We start from the raw sequence: 15,982 nt of genomic DNA, 5'->3' as shown, positions 1-15,982 counted from the left end.
CATGAGTCTCACCCTGTTCTGTCTGGCTGCCGTGGTGCTGCTCCCGCTGCTGGCCAGCGCGCTGAGCGTGCTGTTGGGCTCCTCGGCCCGACGGGTCCTGGGCGTGATCACCTCCGTGGCGGTGCTCGGCCTGGTCACTCCGATCCTGGTCCAGGTCACCTCTGGGGACACCCTGGAGCTCGCCCTGGGCGGCTTCGAGTCCCCGCTGGGCATCACCCTGCGCGCCGACGGCCTCTCCGCACTGTTCCTGGCGATGACCGCGATCGTCGGCGCGGTGGTCAGCTGCTACGCCGCCGCGCGCCCCGCCGCCACAGGAAAACGACTGGTCCCGGCAGCCGCGGGGACGCGTCGGGACGGCCCCGCGGACGCACCTCCGCACGCAGACGTCCACGCCCGCGCCGAACCCTCCGCGGTCTGGCGCGCAGGCCACGCCGGGTTCTGGCCGCTGTGGCTGGGCTGCTGGTCCGGACTCAACGCGGTCTTCCTCTCCGGGGACCTGTTCAACACCTATGTGGGCCTGGAGCTGGTGGGACTGACCGCCGTCTCACTGGTGGCGCTGGGCGGCCGCGACGCCTGGCCCGCCGCGCTGCGCTACCTCTTCATCGCGGTGCTCGGCTCGCTGCTCTTCCTGATCGGGGTGGCGCTCATCTACTCGGTGACCGGCACCCTGGACACCATCGCCTCGGGTGAGGTCATCGCGGAGCTCGCCGCAGGGGACGACGCCGACATCGCCGCCGTCGTGCTCGCGCTGTGCCTGATCAGCCTGGGACTGACGCTGAAGGTGGCCCTGGTGCCGCTGCACCGGTGGCTGATCCCGGCGCACTCCTCGGCGCCCAGCGCGGTCTCGCCGCTGCTCTCCGCCCTGGTCATCAAGGCGGCGCTGTTCGTGCTGCTGCGGGCCTGGCTGTGGGTCGCGGGTCCGTTGCCTGAGCTGGCCTTCCTGGCCTGGGTGCTCGCCGGGATGGGTGCCGCCGCGATCCTGCTGGGGTCGGTGATGGCGCTGCGGCAGAGCCGGCTCAAGCCGCTGATCGCGTATTCGACGGTGGCGCAGGTCGGCTATTGGTTCCTGCTGCTGCCGCTGCTGCTGGATCCGGAGGCCAGCGCGCTGGAGGGGCAGCCGGGCACGACTCTGGAGGACGGTGCCGTGCTGGCGGGTGCGCTGGGCGGCACCGTGGCGCTGGCGCTGGGACATGGGTTAGCCAAGGCCAGCCTCTTCCTGTCCGCCGGGCACCTCAAAGACCTCTATGGCACCGATGAGATCGCGGATCTGCGCGGCGCCGGTCGGGCGCATCCGATGCTGGTGCTGGGCATGGGGCTCAGCGCGGTGGGCCTGATCGGGCTGCCGCTGTCCCTGGGGTTCACCGGGAAATGGCTGCTGGCCACCTCCGCCGTCGCCGCCGGACACTACTGGATCCTGGTGGTCCTGGTGGCCGGAACGCTGTTCAGCGCCGCCTACCTGCTCAAGGCCGTGGCGCCGCTGCTGGTGATGAGCGAGGACGACCAGACCGCGCTCACCCTGCCGCAGGCCCAGAACCACCCGGATGACCCCGTCCAGACCGGTAAGGCGCAGCTGGCGCCCTTCGTGCTGGGCCTGCTGACCGTGCTCACCGGATTCCTCGGGGTCTGGTTCACCGGAGTCCTGGAGGTGGGAGCCCCATGGTGACCTGGCTCGAGCAGATCCCGGCGGAGCTGCTGCCCGCGATCCCGGTGGTGATGGTGCTGCTGTCGCTGACCGCCGCCGTCGCGATCTTCCCGCTGCCCGAGAACAGCGTGAAGCTGCGCGCCGGGATCAACCTGACCGCCGCGGTGACCAAGGTGCTGCTGATCATCGCCCTGGTCCCGGCGGTGGTGGCCGACGGCGCCCGGCCCGAGTTCTCCGCGCCGTTCCTGCCGGGCATCGAGCTGGTCCTGCGGGTGGATCCGCTGGCCCTGTTCTTCGCGGGACTCTCCTCGCTGCTGTGGCTGCTGACCACCATCTACGCGCTGGGGTACCTGCGCGGGTCGAAGAACAAGAGCAGGTTCTTCGGGTTCTTCAGCCTCTGTGTGACCGCCACCGTGGGCATCTCGTTCTCCGGGAACCTGATCACCTTCCTGGTGTTCTATGAGCTGCTCACCGTGGTGACCTATCCGCTGGTGGCGCACTGGGGCACCCCCGCTTCGCTCCGGGCCGCTCGGATCTACCTGCGCTACGCACTCGGGGGCGGACTCGCGGTGCTCATCGGGGTGGTCTGGCTGACCATGTACGTGGGTCCGGTGGGCTTCGCCGACGGCGGCGCCGAGGGCGTCTCCGAGCTGGTGCGCGCGAACCCGGTGCCGGCGCTGCTGATCTTCGTGCTGCTCGTGGGCGGGCTCGGGGTCAAGGCGGCGCTGTTCCCGCTGCACGGCTGGCTGCCGCTGGCGATGGTGGCTCCGGCTCCGGTCTCCGCGCTGCTGCACGCGGTGGCGGTGGTCAAGGCCGGCGTGTTCGGGATCGTGCGGGTGCTCCACGACGTCTTCGGGGTGGAGGCCGCCGCTGAGCTAGGAGTGCTGACCCCACTGCTGATCCTCGCGGCCTTCACGATCCTCTACGGCTCCTACCAGGCGCTGCGTCAGCAGGAGATCAAGAAGCGGCTCGCCTATTCCACGATCTCCCAGGTCAGCTACGTGGTGCTCGGAGTGGCGATGGTCAATGTGCTTGCCACCAGCGGCGGCATCGTGCACCTGGTGCACCAGGGACTGATGAAGGTGACGCTGTTCTTCTGCGCGGGACTCTTCGCCGAGGTGATCCGCGCCCATACGGTGAGCCAGCTCCGCGGAGCTGGACGCCGGATGCCGCTGACCTCGGCCGCGTTCACCGTGGGCGCCTTCGGCATGATCGGGCTGCCGCCCACTGCCGGGTTCATCTCCAAATGGCAGCTGGGCACCGGGGCACTCGCCTCGGAGCATCCGTGGGTGCTGTGGATGCTGGTCGGGTCCTCGTTGCTCAACGCCGCCTATTTCCTGCCCGTGGTCTACGCGCTGTGGTTCGCCGACCCCGATGAGGTGGACCCGAAGACGCTGGTCAGCGGAGACGCCGAGTCGGCCGACTCCGCGGATCCGCTGCGTGTGAAGGAGCCCAAGAGCCTGCTGGCCCCGGCGCTGATCACCGCTGGGCTGACCCTCTTCGTCGGGATCGCCGCCTCCCTGGCCTTCGCCCCGCTGCAGGTCGCCCGGTTCATCGCCGAGGGGGTGCTGGACTGATGCTCGCCACACCAGTGCTGTTCTCACCGGCGTTGGCCTCACCACCGCTGTTCTCACCGTCCCTGATCGCGGTGTCCCTGGTGACCCCGCTGGTCCTCGTGCTGGTGCTCGGACTGGCCGGGCTGCTGCGTCCGGGGCAGGCCTTCACGCTGCGCCGCCGGCTGACCCTGTTCGCGCCGCTGGCCGTGGTTCCTGCGGTGCTGCTCGCGCTGCTGGCGGAGCCAGGGTCCCAGGCCGCCGCCCTGGAGGTGCCGTGGCTGCTCTTCGGGGCGCACTTTGCGGTGGATCTCTATGCCAGGCCGCTGCTGCTGATTGCGGCGCTGCTCTACGGGGCCGGGCTGCTGGCGATCAGCTGGATCAAGCTGCGTGACACCGAACGCGGCTCGGGCGCGCTCTCGGCGTTCCTGCTGCTCAGCTACTCCGGCAACATCGGCACCTACCTCGCTGCCGACGCCGCCAGCTTCTATCTGTCCTTCGCTTTGATGAGCTTCTCGGCGGCCGGGCTGGTGATCCACTACCGGACTCCTGCCGCGCGGCGTGCCACCCGGGTCTACCTGGTGATGTCGGTGCTGTCCGAGACCGCCATCCTGGCCGCGCTGATCCTGCTGACCTCCGCCGGCGGGTTCCTGCTCACCGACTCTGCAGACGCGGCGGGCACCGCGCACCCCGGTCTGATCCAGGGGCTGCTCTTCTTCGGGTTCGGGGTCAAGGCCGGCACGGTTCCGCTGCACGTGTGGCTGCCGCTGGCCCATCCCGCCGCGCCGCCGGCCGCCTCGGCGGTGCTCTCCGGGGCCATGGTCAAGGCCGGGCTGATCGGCTGGCTGCGCTTCCTTCCCGAAGGTGAGACCGCCGGGGCGGTGCTGATGGCTCTGGCGCTGACAGGCGCCTTCGCCGCCGTCGTCCTCGGGGTCCTCCAGCACGATCCGAAGGTCGTGCTGGCCTATTCGACCATCTCGCAGATGGGGTTCATCACCGCGCTGGTTGCGGTGGGCCTGATGGTCCCCGAGCTGCAGGCGGCGACGTCGGCGGCTGCGGTGATCTACGCGGTGCACCACGGCCTGGCCAAGGGCGCCCTGTTCCTGGGAGTGCCGGTGGTCAAGCACTACGCCCGGGGCCGAACCGGGATCCTGGTGCTGCTCGGGATGCTCGGCGCGGGACTGGCGGTGGCCGGTGCCCCGCTGACCTCTGGCGCGTTCGGCAAGTATGTGTCCAAGGAGGCGGTGAGCGGGATCCAGGTGCTCGGCGTGGGTCTCGACCAGCTGCTCCCGCTGGTCGCCACCGGTTCCACCCTGCTGCTGCTGCGCTTCGCGGCGGTCCTCTGGACGGCAGACCGTGACCCGCGCCGTCGAGCCGATGGGGAGCTGTTCTCCTGGCTGGGCGTCTGCGCGGCGGGGATCGTGGTGCCCTGGGTGATCGGCGCCCGGTGGGTGACCGACCCAGTGCAGGCCGAGGGCGTCGCCGTGCCCAGCTGGGAGCGGAGCACCCTGTGGGATGCGACCTGGCCGATCCTGCTCGGGGTTTTACTCGCGGGGCTGGCCTGGGGTGCTGCCCGCCGCGGGTGGCTGCCGGCGCGGCTGACCAGCAGCGAGAAGGCGGCGATTCCCCCCGGGGATCTGCTGGTGGCGGAGGAGTCGCTGCTGCGCCGGGTCGGATCCGGTGGGGGCAGGGCCCTGGACGGCGCGCATGGATTCACCCACGCCGCAGCGCAGCGGTGGGGCAGCTTCTGGTCCTCCGCGGCTCAGCGCGGTCGACGCGGAGTCTCCTGGACGGAGGCCCGCTTGGGCCGCTGGGAGTCCACCGGCCTGACGCTGGTGGTGCTGTTGAGCGTGGTCACGGTGGCCACGATGCTCATTGCGGGGAGGAGTCTATGAGTGCCTTCGTGCTGGCGGCAGTGCTGCGCGCCGTGGTGTTGGGACTGCTCTGGTGGGCGCTCTCCGGCGGTGGCGCGGACTACGTGACCTACGGTGTGGTCTCGGTGACGCTGGCCACGGCGCTGAGCCTGGTGCTGCTTCCGCCGTCCTCGAGGAGCTCTCCGGGTGCATGGCCGCGCCGATTGGGGTCCTCGATGACGCTGCTCGGCTGGTTCCTCGGGCAGTCGGTGATCGGCGGGGTCGATGTGGCGCGTCGAGTGCTGTCCCGTCCGGTCGACATCAATCCCGGCGTAGTGGTTGCGCCCATCGCGCTGGAGCCTGGCCATGCCCGCCAGCTCGCCCTGGTGATGATGAACCTGATGCCCGGATCGATGGTCCAGCAGGTGGTGACCGTCGACGGTGAGCCCGCGGACAACACCGCCGAGGGCCCGGTCCTGACGCCCGCCGCGGTGCAGCTGCACACGCTCTCCCCGCAGCTGGATCCCGCAGACCAGTGGGCGCGACTCCAGCGCCGGGTCGGTGCCGCGTTCGGGGTATGAGGCTGGCCCGACCCTCACGCCGGCTGTCCTGCTCCTTGACCGTGCTGGCCCCGTGCGACCCGGCGGTTGTGCAGGATGTTCAACGCCCATGCCGGCAGGCCGGCCAGCGCGACCAGCAGCACGCTGGCGTAGCCGATCGACCCGCTCAGTTCGAAGACAGCGAGGAACAGGAAACCGATGGCTGCCGCGCGGATGACGTAGATCCTGCCCGGGTGACGCGCGGGCCGCCCCCAGAGCTGGGGGATGCGCTCGTTGGGATTCGCCTGGATGAGCATGCGGAATGACATCGTGAACAATACAGATCCGATGATCAATGCAGTGATGGGGAGAAACAGCTCCATGCCTCCATCAGATCGACCTGCACCCCGTCCGTCAACCCCTGACGTGCGGTTTCCTGTGCCGTGCCGGCATTCCGATAACCTGGAGACTCGGATCACAATCCCGCCACAGACGATGAGGGTGAACACATGGCACGCAGCAAGAACGTCATCAATGGGCTGTTGTTCTTCGCCCCGATCGGCATCGTGCTCTCTGCCATTCCGCAAGCCCCGGACTACACGGCACCCTTGGGCTGGGGGCTGGCGCTGGTGATGCTGGGCACCGCCCTGGTCCTGGCACTGGGCAACGCCAAGGCTCGGCGGAGGACTGAGGCTCAAAGCGAGGGCGAGGCCCAGGACGCGCTGTCCTAGCCGCGCGGTTCAGCCGACGAGTCGGTTCACGTTCTCGATCGAGAGCCCGTGACCGGTGACCAGCGTCGAGGCGCCGAGCACCCCGGCGCGCGCCTTCGTCTGGGTGGCCACGATGCGCAGATGCTGGGTCGCCAGCGGCAGCGAACGGGAGTAGACGGCCTCGCGGATGCCGGCGAGGAAATGCTCCCCGGCAGTAGAGACCACTCCGCCGATCACGATGACCGAGGGGTTGAGCAGGTTCACGCAGCCGGCCAGCACCAAGCCGACCTGCCGTCCCGCCTGACGCACGGTGCGCAGCGCCTCTAAATCCCCGGAGCGCACCAGCTCCAACATCGCTCCATGGTGAGGCACGTCGAACCCGCGCTCGCGCAGCTGCGCCGCGATCGCCGGCCCCGAGGCCACCGCCTCCAGGCATCCGGAGTTCCCGCAGGTGCACTGTGTGGTATCGCCGTCAGGGGTCGCGATGTGGCCCAGATCCCCGGCCGCTCCCTGGGCGCCGTGCTGCAGCCGGCCGTCGCTGATGATGCCGGAGCCGATGCCGGTGGCGACCTTGACGAACATCATGTTCGCGACGCCGGGATAGGTCACGGCGTGCTCTCCCAGGGCCATGGCATTGACGTCGTTGTCCACCATGATCGGGCCCGGGAACCACTGGCGCAGATGTCCGGGGATGTCGAAGTGGTCCCAGCCGGGCATGATGGGCGGGCTCATCGGGCGTCCGGTGGCGAATTCCACGGGGCCCGGCACGCCCACCCCGACGCCCAGCAGGTCCTCGGGGCCGCGGCCTGCCTCCTGCAGCAGCTCCATGGCGATGGCTCCCACCGCATCGAGCACGGCCACCGGTCCACGGGTGATGTCGAGCTCCTGCTCCTTCTCCGCCAGCACCCGGGCGGCAAGGTCCGTCACGGCGATCCGGGCGTGGGTGCCACCGAGGTCGACAGCGAGCACGGCCCGGGCATCGGGGTTGAAGCTGAAGGTGCTCGGCGGGCGGCCCCCGGTGGAGGAGTTCTCCCCCGCGGGTCGGATCAGCGAGGAATCCAGCAGCTCCTCCACCCGGGCGGAGATCGTGGATCGGGCGAATCCCGTCATCGCGGTCAGGTCAGACCGGGTCCGCGGGGTCCCGTCCCGCAGCAGCTGGAACAGCGCTCCCGCACTGTTGGGGAGGGAGTTCCCCGCCGAGCCGGAGGCCGCGCTGTTCTGCTCATCGATCACGGTGACGTAGGCCATGGGACAAGTAAACCACCCCTTCCTCAGTCACTGAGACTCCAAAAGTTTTCAGAATCATCGGCAACTTTTGATTGACACTCGACAGAAGTACCGCCTAAATTGTGAGCATGGTCACACAAAATGGTGGGTCCGAGCTCCTCCGGATGCGAGGAATCATCAAGCACTTTCCCGGTGCGAAGGCCCTCGACGGCGTCGACCTGGAGATTCGCGCCGGCGAGGTCCATTGCCTGCTGGGTCAGAACGGTGCCGGCAAATCAACGCTCATCAAAGTGCTCTCCGGGGCGCACCAGCCCACCGAGGGTGAGATTCTCTGGAAGGGTGAACGGGTCACGTTCCCGACCACGATGGCCGCACTGCGACTGGGCATCTCCACGATGTACCAGGAGCTCGACGTCGTCGACGGTCTCAGCGTCGCAGAGAACATCTACCTCGGCCATGAACTCAGCTCCGGGGGCGTGCTGCGCCGCGGCACCGCCCTGGAACGCACCCGGGATCTCCTCGAACGTCTCGGCCACCCCGAGATCCCGGCTCAGCGCGAGGTGGGCCGCCTCTCCGCCGCCGGAAAGCAGATCGTCTCGATGGCGCGTGCACTCTCCCATGATGCGCAGCTGATCATCATGGACGAACCCTCCGCAGTGCTTGACCCCGAAGAGGTGGAGAACCTCTTCCGCGTCGTCCACACGCTGAGAGACCAGGGCGTCGCGGTCGTCTACATCTCACACCGGCTCGAAGAGATCCGGCGGATCGGGGACCGGATCACGGTGCTCAAGGATGGACGCACCGTGGCCACCAGCCTCGAGGTCGAGGACACCCCGACCCGAAAACTCATCTCCCTGATGACCGGCCACGAGGTCATCTCCGACTTCGGCGGGACCGCCATCGGACCCACCAGCGATCAGCCGCTGCTCGAGGTCGATGGACTCAGCATCGACGGAGTCTTCGATCCGGTCTCCTTCGACGTCCGCCCCGGCGAGGTCGTCGGCCTGGCCGGACTGGTGGGCGCAGGCCGCTCCGAGATCCTGGAGACCATCTACGGAGCCCGTCGGGCCACTGCGGGAGAGGTCCGGGTCAAAGGCAAGAAGCTCCGCCGCGGCTCGGTCCCAGATGCAGTCAGCCACGGCGTGGGACTCGCGCCCGAGGAGCGCAAAAGCCAGGGGCTGCTGCTGGATGAGCCGATCTACCGCAACATCACCCTCTCCACCTTTGCTCGGTTCGGCAGATCGGGGCTGCTCAACGAACGCGCCGAGCGCACCGCAGCGCGCGAGCAGGCCGAGGCGCTGCACCTCTCCCCCGCCGATGTCCAGCGCAACATTCGTACCCTCTCCGGCGGGAACCAGCAGAAGGCGATGCTCGCCCGCTGGCTCGTGCACGGCTGCGAGGTGCTGCTGCTGGATGAGCCCACCCGCGGCGTCGACGTCGGTGCGAGGGCTGAGATCTACGGCCTGGTCCGAGAACTGAGCCGGCAGGGCACAGCAGTGCTGATGGTCTCGAGCGAGATCGAGGAGGTCCTGGGGCTCGCCGATCGAGTCCTCGTCGTCGCTGACGGCAGGGTGGTCCACACCGGAGCATCCAAGGACATGGACGAACACCAGGTGCTTGATCTTGTGATGGAAGGAGCTCACGGATGAGTGAGACGACGGCAACAGGCTCTCCCGCCAGTGCAGGGAACCCTGCCCAGGACAAGATGCCGGGTCGGGACCACACCCCGGTCCAGGAGAAGTCCCCCAAGACCGCCGCGGGGTCCAGGCTCAGCCTCGGACACAGCCTCGGCCTGGTCCTCGCCCTGGCCGCGTTGATCGCGCTGGGCGTGATCACCGGCGGCGATCGGTTCCTGAGCGTGGCAAACCTCATGATCATCCTGCAGCAGGCGGCCGTCATCGGCGTGATCAGCATCGGCGTGACCTTTGTGATCACCTCAGGCGGCATCGATCTCTCCGTGGGATCCGTGATGGGACTGGCCACCATCTGGGCCACCACGCTGGGCACCCAGGCCATGGCCGCAGACATCCACTGGTCGATCATGTTCTTCACCGCCCTGGCCGTCGGCGCCGCCGCCGGAGTGATCAACGGGGTGATCATCGCCTACGGGAAGGTCGTGCCGTTCATCGCCACTCTCGCGATGCTCGTCGCCGCCCGAGGCTTCGCCGAACTGATCTCCGGACGACAGACCCAGATCGTCCGCGTGCAGGAGTTCAACGACGTGTTCCGCGGGGACTTCCTGGGCATCTCGGTCATCGTGTGGATGTTCCTGATCGTCGCCGCAGCGGGGTGGTTCGTGCTGAACCGGACCACCTTCGGACGGCGCACGATCGCGGTCGGTGGAAACGCGGAGGCCGCCCGGCTCGCCGGCATCAAGGTCAATCGTCACCTGGTGATGGTCTACACCCTCGCTGGTCTCTGCGCCGGCATCGCGGCGGTCATGATGATCAGCCGCACAACATCTGGCTCCTCCACCCACGGCTACCTCTACGAGCTGGACGCGATCGCCGCCGTCGTCATCGGCGGAACGCTGCTTGCCGGCGGCCGCGGCACCATCTTCGGCACCGTGCTCGGGGTCCTGGTCTTCGCCGTGCTCACCAACGTCTTCGTCCAGAACAACCTCGATTCATCCGTCCAGGCAGTGGTCAGCGGCGCCATCATCGTCGCCGCGGTCCTGCTGCAGCAGCGCTTCTCCGCCCACCGGACGAAATAGCCCACCATCCGTCTACCACAATCACTCCGCACCGCTTGATCACTCTCACCAGGAGGAACCATGTCTCGCTTCACTCCCCGTTATCTCTCGGCCGCCGCGCTCATCTCAGCCACGCTGCTGGTCAGCGGCTGCCTCTCCAATGACCCCGAGGAGGTCGAATCCGACGACGACGCCGGAGCGCCGACCGCCGCGGAACCTGCCGGTGACAACGCCGAACCTGGCGAAGAGGTCGTCATCGGATTCTCCGGTCCCGCCGCCGGTCACGGCTGGATCGGCGCCATCACCGAAGGGGCCCAGGCCCAGGGCGAAGCGTTCGAAGACATCGACCTCCGGGTCTCGGAGGGCACTGATGATGTCAACGAGCAGATCGGCCAGATCGAACAGTTCATCAATGACGGCGTGGACGCGATCGTGGTCCTGCCCTTCGACGGAGCGGCACTGACCGAGGTGGCCACCGACGCGATGGAGGCCGGCATCCCCGTGGTCAACGTCGACCGCGAATTCTCCAGCCCCTTCGCCGCACGCACCACGATCCTCGGGGACAACTACGGGATGGGAGTCTCCGCGGGCAACTACATCTGTGAACAGCTCGGCGACCAGGAGGACGCAGTCGTCGCCGAGATCGCCGGCATCGATTCGTTGCCGCTCACCCAGGATCGCAGCGAAGGCTTCGAACAGGCCCTCAGCGACTGTGGCCTCGAGGTCGACAACCGCGTCGCGGCCGACTTCACGGTCGCCGGAGGGGAGAGTGCCGCCGCGAACCTGCTGCAGGCAGCGCCCGAGATCGACGCCATCTGGAACCACGACGACGATCAGGGCGTCGGTGTCCTGGCCGCCATCGAGAACGCTGGCCGTGACGAGTTCTTCATGGTCGGCGGTGCCGGTTCAGCGAACATGATGCGGGAGATCGAGTCCGGGGATTCCGTGGTGGAGGCAACGGTCGTGTACCCCGCCTCCCAAGCCGCTGACGGAGTGCGCCTGGCACGGCTGCTCGCCCAGGGTCGGGCCATGGGAGACCTGGTGCAGAGCGACGTTCCTCGCGAGATCCAGCTCTACGCCCCCGTGGTCACTGAAGAGAACGTGGACCAGTACCTGCCCGACGCCTTCGAGTCCTGAGCCGCAGTGATGGCTGAACTGGAGAAGCCGCGTCTCGGCGTGGCCATGATCGGACACGCCTTCATGGGCCGGGTCCACTCTCAGGCCTGGAGATCGGCCTCGCGGTTCTTCGACCTTCCGATGGAGCCTCGGATGCGCGTGCTGGTCGGTCGCGACGCGCAGCGGAGCAAACAGGCTGCCCAGCGGCTGGGATGGGTTGAATCCGCCACCGATTGGCGACGGGTGCTCGAGCGCAAGGATGTCGATCTGATCGACATCTGCACCCCCGGCGACACCCACGCGGAGATCGCCGAGGCGGCGCTGGCGGCCGGCAAGCACGTGCTGGTGGAGAAGCCGATGGCCAACTCAGTCGCAGAGGCACAGCGGATGAACGACGCCGCCCACCGTGCCCGAGCCCAGGGCGTCCACGCGATGGTGGGCTTCACCTACCGCCGGGTGCCGGCGCTGAAGCTGGCGCAGGAGCTCATTGCCGAAGGCCGGATCGGTGAGGTGCGACAGGTGCGCGCCCAGTACCTGCAGGACTGGCTCGGCGACGAGACCGCGCCGCTGTCCTGGCGGCTGGACAAGACCCGGGCGGGGTCCGGGGCGCTGGGCGACATCGGAGCCCACATCGTGGATCTGACCTACTTCCTCACCGGTCAACGCTTCGCCGGGGTCTCCGGGATGCTGGACACCATCGTCGCGGAACGTCCGCTCGCTGCCGCGGTCGCCGTCGCGGCAAGTGGAATCGGCGGTGGCGGAGGTGGACTCAGCGGCGGTCTCGGCACCGCGGTAGAGGCGCCCGACGCCGTCGGAATGGGTCCGGTGACCGTGGACGACGCCGCGCTGGTCACCGCCCGGCTGACCTCGGGGGCCCCAGTGATCCTGGAGGCTTCACGCTTCGCCTGGGGTCGAAAGAATGCGCTGCGCATCGAGATCTCCGGATCTCGGGGGGCCGTCAGCTTCGATTTCGAAGACATGAACGTCCTGCACTACTACGATGCGACTCAACCCGCGCGGACTTCGGGGTTCACCCGGATCCTGGCCACCGAACCGGAGCACCCGTATCTCGAGCCCTGGTGGCCGCCCGGCCACGGACTGGGCTACGAACATGGGTTCACCCATCAGGTGGTGGATCTGGTGCGTGGGATCGCGGCCGGGGAGGATCCGCGGCCCTCCTTCGAAGACGGACTCCACGTGCAGAAGGTGCTGGAGGCGATCCAGCACTCGAGCGGGGCCTCCCACCAATGGACCGAGATCCACGATCAGGAACGGAGCTGAAGACCATGGCACGACCAGTGACGCTGTTCACCGGACAATGGGCGGACCTGCCCTTCGAAGAGGTCGCCCGGCTTGCCGGCGAATGGGGCTACGACGGCCTGGAGATCGCCTGCTGGGGGGATCACCTGGACCCGCGGCGGGCGGCCGAGGACGATGCCTACGTGAAGGACCGCCTGGACATCTTGGAGAAGAACGGCCTGAAGGTCTACACGATCGCGAACCATCTTCGCGGCCAGGCCGTCTGTGACGACCCCATCGACGCCCGCCACCGGGACATCCTGCCCGATCACATCTGGGGCGACGGTGACCCGGAGGGGGTGCGGCAGCGGGCGGCCGAGGAGATGAAGCACACGGCGCGGGCCGCGGCCCGGCTGGGGGTCAAGACCGTGACGGGCTTCACCGGATCTGCCATCTGGAAGTACGTGGCAATGTTCCCTCCCGCGTCAGAGGAACTTGTGGAGGCCGGGTACCGGGACTTCGCCGACCGGTGGAACCCGATCCTCGACGTCTTCGACGAAGTCGGAGTCCGGTTCGCCCACGAGGTGCACCCCTCCGAGATCGCCTACGACTACTGGACGACTCAGCGCACCCTGGAGGCCATCGGCCACCGGACGGCGTTCGGGCTGAACTGGGATCCCTCCCACATGGTGTGGCAGGACCTGGACTCGGTGGCGTTCCTCTGGGACTACCAGGACCGGATCTATCACGTGCACTGCAAGGACACGAAGAAACGGCTCAACGGACGGAACGGCCGGCTCTCCTCGCATCTGGCCTGGGCCGATCCGCGACGCGGCTGGGACTTCATCTCCACCGGACGCGGAGACGTGCCCTGGGAGGACGCCTTCCGGATGCTCAACGCCATCGGCTACACCGGCCCACTCTCAGTCGAGTGGGAGGACGCCGGCATGGACCGATTGGTGGGAGCACCCCAGGCCCTGGAATTCGTGCGCGCCAACGCGTTCGAACCCTCGGATGCCGCCTTCGACGCGGCGTTCTCCTCCTCCTGACACCGAAGAGGGGGTGAGGCACCAGCGCAGAACACGTAGAAGGGCCCGATCTTGGCCCCTGGTGATTGCATCCACCGGGTTTCGAGATCGGGCCCCTCTGCTGTCTGGACCAGGGATCCGGTCCAGGTGAGGCTAGTCGCTTGAGTGCGAACGACGGTGCCTGATGCTCAGCAGCGCCGCGCCGCCCAGGAGCAGTAGCGCGCTCAGCCCAACCAGCATGCCGGTCAGGGCGCCGGGTCCGGTGGCCGGAAGATCCGACTGGTCAGCAGCGGTTTCGGCGGAGTCGGTGTCTGAACCTGCTGGAACACCCGACTCGGTTGAGTCTTCGCCCGAGACGTCAGATCCTGCAGGGGAATCCGAGCCGTCCGGTGTGTCCGAGCCAGTGCGGGAATCCGGACCGCCGCGCGACTCTGTCGGATTCGCTGCCGCTGACTCCGACTCGGTGGGCTCATCGGTCGGGACCGGGGTGTCGGTCGGGACCGGGGTGTCAGTCGGGGTGTCGGTCGGGACCGGGGTGTCAGTCGGGGTGTCGGTCGGGACCGGGGTGTCAGTCGGGGTGTCGGTCGGGACCGGGGTGTCAGTCGGGGTGTCGGTCGGAACCGGCGTCGGCTCGCCACAATCAGGGGCGTCAAAGACATTGGTATCGAGGGTCACTGCACCATTTCTGGCAAGGGCTCGCCCAGCGACCGTTGCGCCTGTGGTGACCGTGATCGACTCGAGAGCAAGGATGGAACCAACGAATGAAGAGCCCGTCCCCAGCGTTGCCGAGCTTCCGACCTGCCAGTAGACGTTGCAGATGTTGGCGCCATTGATCAGCGAGATGCTGCTTCCCGATTCGGTAGTCAGCGCGGATCCTGCCTGGAAGACGAACACCGAATCCGGGTCGTTCTGACCGTCCAAGACCATCGTGCCGCTGAGCAGCATCGAATTCGGCGAGTTGTACACGCCGCCTACGAATGGATCCTCACGGTCCAGGACCGTGACGTTCTCCTCCGTTGCCGGCAGTCCCTCGTAGGTGTTGTAGGCCGTGGTGAGACTCTCCTGCGCGAGCCCTGCCGGCCCGTTAGCGACATTGGTCTGATTCCCTGGAAGCACGAGTCCCGGCGGGAATCCAGTCACTGCCGTCCCTGGACTCAGACCCAGGCTCCCGTTCAGCGTGGTGGCACCAGTATTGGTCACCGTTGACCCGGCGAGCACAGCGTAGGAGCCGGCAGCCCCGAGCGAACTCGGCGGAGTCGTCACCGCCGAGGCGACAGAAGAGTAAGACAAGGTGACTGCCATCGCCAAGAACGAAGCCAGCAAGACTGCAAAGAGCAGCCTCGCTTGTGCAGTGAAGTGAGGCCCCGGAACTGCTAACGCAGAGCGACTCGAGCCGGTCGTCTTATTCATTTTCCCCCAGAGTGGAATGCAATTGGTGCCGATCGAACCTAGTCGTTCGCACAAGGCCCAACAGATTCTGCACCCGCTTCGAAACGGGCGATCTGGGTCACTTATTGCTGAGATTACGGGGCGAACGAAAGATTCACAAGCGGATTTGCGTCACTAGTCCCAGCGAAAATCTCGAGGGGTGACCTGAGGTGCGGTGATACCCGAAAATCGCACTTCAAAAGCCGATGTCATAATTCCGCGTATTTCATAATGGCTTGGTTTTGGTCGAGATTCACCAGGTTTTACCAATCCGTAGCTCATCGCAAAGAAGTAACCGAGGCTCGTCCATTGCGGTCAGTTCAGCAAAACCAGAGCGCAGACAGCACCAAAAATCATGGACGGGCCAAAGGGAACCTGCGTGTCCGGGCCGGCCCTGCGCCCTACCAGCACCACCAGAGCGACCACCCCGTTGATGACGAATCCCAACACCGTGCCAACCGCCACGTAGGGCCACCCGAACCAGCCCAGGAACGCGCCGATCAGAAAAGCGAACTTCACGTCACCGAGTCCCAGCCCCGACGGAGCGATCAGTGCCAGCAAGAAGTACCCGATCAGAAGGACGACGGCGGCGAGCAGGCTCCGCCCGAACGCGGACCATTCATCTGACACGCCAGCCGCCACCGCCAGTGGGACCAGCAGGGCGACAGCCGTACTTGCCACCAGGACGTCCGGCAGGCGGCGCACCATCAGGTCGATCACCACCAACAGAGAACACCCGACTCCTGCCGCAGCGAAAGCCGCCAGCTCGGCGGCACTGTGCGCAACGGTCACGGCGCCGAGTCCGGCTGAGGCCGCGAGCGCCGCGACGGGTACACGCAGGAGGTTCCCCATGCGTTCGGCGTCCCGCTCAAGGAACGGTCGCAGAACCGGCGTGAGCAACCAGCCCAGGATGGCGGCGAGCAGCGCCGTCGCCAGCGTGATCATCAAAGGTCCA

The 15,982-nt window shown here is 67.5% G+C and carries 14 protein-coding genes; 10 read left to right on the top strand and 4 right to left on the bottom strand.

Going from position 1 to position 15,982, the window contains the following annotated elements:
• Position 1: 1 nt before the first annotated feature.
• From ACHAA4_RS04835 to ACHAA4_RS04820, 4 genes are read left to right on the top strand one after another with little or no spacing between them, the layout of a single operon-like run.
• Positions 2 to 1,663 (top strand): complex I subunit 5 family protein, encoded by a 1,662-nt coding sequence (locus ACHAA4_RS04835; protein ID WP_435773063.1) that lies wholly within the window; start codon positions 2 to 4, stop codon positions 1,661 to 1,663.
• Entirely contained in the window at positions 1,657 to 3,219 is a 1,563-nt protein-coding gene (locus tag ACHAA4_RS04830; protein WP_435773062.1) for a complex I subunit 5 family protein, read from the top strand. The genes ACHAA4_RS04835 and ACHAA4_RS04830 overlap by 7 nt, the downstream gene beginning before the upstream one ends.
• Positions 3,219 to 5,090, top strand: a complete 1,872-nt coding sequence (locus ACHAA4_RS04825; RefSeq protein WP_435773061.1) for a complex I subunit 5 family protein — start codon at positions 3,219 to 3,221, stop codon at positions 5,088 to 5,090. Before ACHAA4_RS04830 ends, ACHAA4_RS04825 begins: the two co-directional genes overlap by 1 nt.
• Positions 5,087 to 5,629: a Na+/H+ antiporter subunit E gene (locus ACHAA4_RS04820; RefSeq protein ID WP_435773060.1), complete on the top strand. Its 543-nt coding sequence runs from the start codon at positions 5,087 to 5,089 to the stop codon at positions 5,627 to 5,629. The genes ACHAA4_RS04825 and ACHAA4_RS04820 overlap by 4 nt, the downstream gene beginning before the upstream one ends.
• A gap of 14 nt (positions 5,630 to 5,643) precedes the next feature.
• On the opposite strand, the gene ACHAA4_RS04815 is transcribed toward ACHAA4_RS04820, so the two are convergent.
• The gene (locus ACHAA4_RS04815; RefSeq protein ID WP_435773059.1) at positions 5,644 to 5,970 is read right to left on the bottom strand and encodes a hypothetical protein; all 327 of its coding nucleotides are present in this window, start codon (positions 5,968 to 5,970) and stop codon (positions 5,644 to 5,646) included.
• Positions 5,971 to 6,096: 126 nt separating this feature from the next.
• Here ACHAA4_RS04815 and ACHAA4_RS04810 point away from each other — a divergent pair, with 126 nt between their 5' ends.
• Positions 6,097 to 6,318: a hypothetical protein gene (locus ACHAA4_RS04810; RefSeq protein ID WP_435773058.1), complete on the top strand. Its 222-nt coding sequence runs from the start codon at positions 6,097 to 6,099 to the stop codon at positions 6,316 to 6,318.
• A gap of 9 nt (positions 6,319 to 6,327) precedes the next feature.
• On the opposite strand, the gene ACHAA4_RS04805 is transcribed toward ACHAA4_RS04810, so the two are convergent.
• A complete protein-coding gene (locus ACHAA4_RS04805) occupies positions 6,328 to 7,545 on the bottom strand; it encodes an ROK family protein (protein ID WP_435773057.1) in 1,218 nt (405 codons plus the stop codon).
• Positions 7,546 to 7,652: 107 nt separating this feature from the next.
• Here ACHAA4_RS04805 and ACHAA4_RS04800 point away from each other — a divergent pair, with 107 nt between their 5' ends.
• Genes ACHAA4_RS04800 through ACHAA4_RS04780 form a run of 5 tightly spaced genes read left to right on the top strand, consistent with a single transcriptional unit; the run spans position 7,653 to position 13,620 of the window.
• A complete protein-coding gene (locus ACHAA4_RS04800; RefSeq protein ID WP_435773056.1) occupies positions 7,653 to 9,173 on the top strand; it encodes a sugar ABC transporter ATP-binding protein in 1,521 nt (506 codons plus the stop codon).
• Positions 9,170 to 10,237, top strand: a complete 1,068-nt coding sequence (locus ACHAA4_RS04795; RefSeq protein ID WP_435773055.1) for an ABC transporter permease — start codon at positions 9,170 to 9,172, stop codon at positions 10,235 to 10,237. Before ACHAA4_RS04800 ends, ACHAA4_RS04795 begins: the two co-directional genes overlap by 4 nt.
• Before the next feature lie 60 nt (positions 10,238 to 10,297).
• Positions 10,298 to 11,353, top strand: a complete 1,056-nt coding sequence (locus tag ACHAA4_RS04790) for a substrate-binding domain-containing protein (RefSeq protein WP_435773054.1) — start codon at positions 10,298 to 10,300, stop codon at positions 11,351 to 11,353.
• A gap of 9 nt (positions 11,354 to 11,362) precedes the next feature.
• Complete coding sequence (locus ACHAA4_RS04785; protein ID WP_435773053.1) at positions 11,363 to 12,613, top strand: Gfo/Idh/MocA family protein; 1,251 nt, start codon at positions 11,363 to 11,365, stop codon at positions 12,611 to 12,613.
• A 5-nt stretch (positions 12,614 to 12,618) separates the two neighbouring features.
• Positions 12,619 to 13,620 carry a sugar phosphate isomerase/epimerase family protein gene (locus ACHAA4_RS04780; RefSeq protein ID WP_435773052.1) on the top strand — a complete coding sequence of 334 codons (1,002 nt, stop codon included), beginning with the start codon at positions 12,619 to 12,621 and terminating at the stop codon, positions 13,618 to 13,620.
• Between the two features lie 132 nt (positions 13,621 to 13,752).
• Here ACHAA4_RS04780 and ACHAA4_RS04775 read toward each other — a convergent pair whose 3' ends face one another.
• On the bottom strand, positions 13,753 to 14,889 hold the full coding sequence (locus ACHAA4_RS04775; RefSeq protein ID WP_435773051.1) for an ice-binding family protein: 1,137 nt from the start codon (positions 14,887 to 14,889) through the stop codon (positions 13,753 to 13,755).
• A gap of 453 nt (positions 14,890 to 15,342) precedes the next feature.
• The gene (locus ACHAA4_RS04770; RefSeq protein ID WP_435773050.1) at positions 15,343 to 15,972 is read right to left on the bottom strand and encodes a prepilin peptidase; all 630 of its coding nucleotides are present in this window, start codon (positions 15,970 to 15,972) and stop codon (positions 15,343 to 15,345) included.
• Positions 15,973 to 15,982 lie beyond the last annotated feature (10 nt).

Source organism: Nesterenkonia maliinae (genome assembly GCF_051262655.1).
In the GTDB taxonomy this organism is placed as follows: Bacteria; Actinomycetota; Actinomycetes; order Actinomycetales; family Micrococcaceae; genus Nesterenkonia.
Note: the sequence above shows the minus strand (reverse complement) of the source record. Positions and strands in the feature narration are given on the sequence as shown.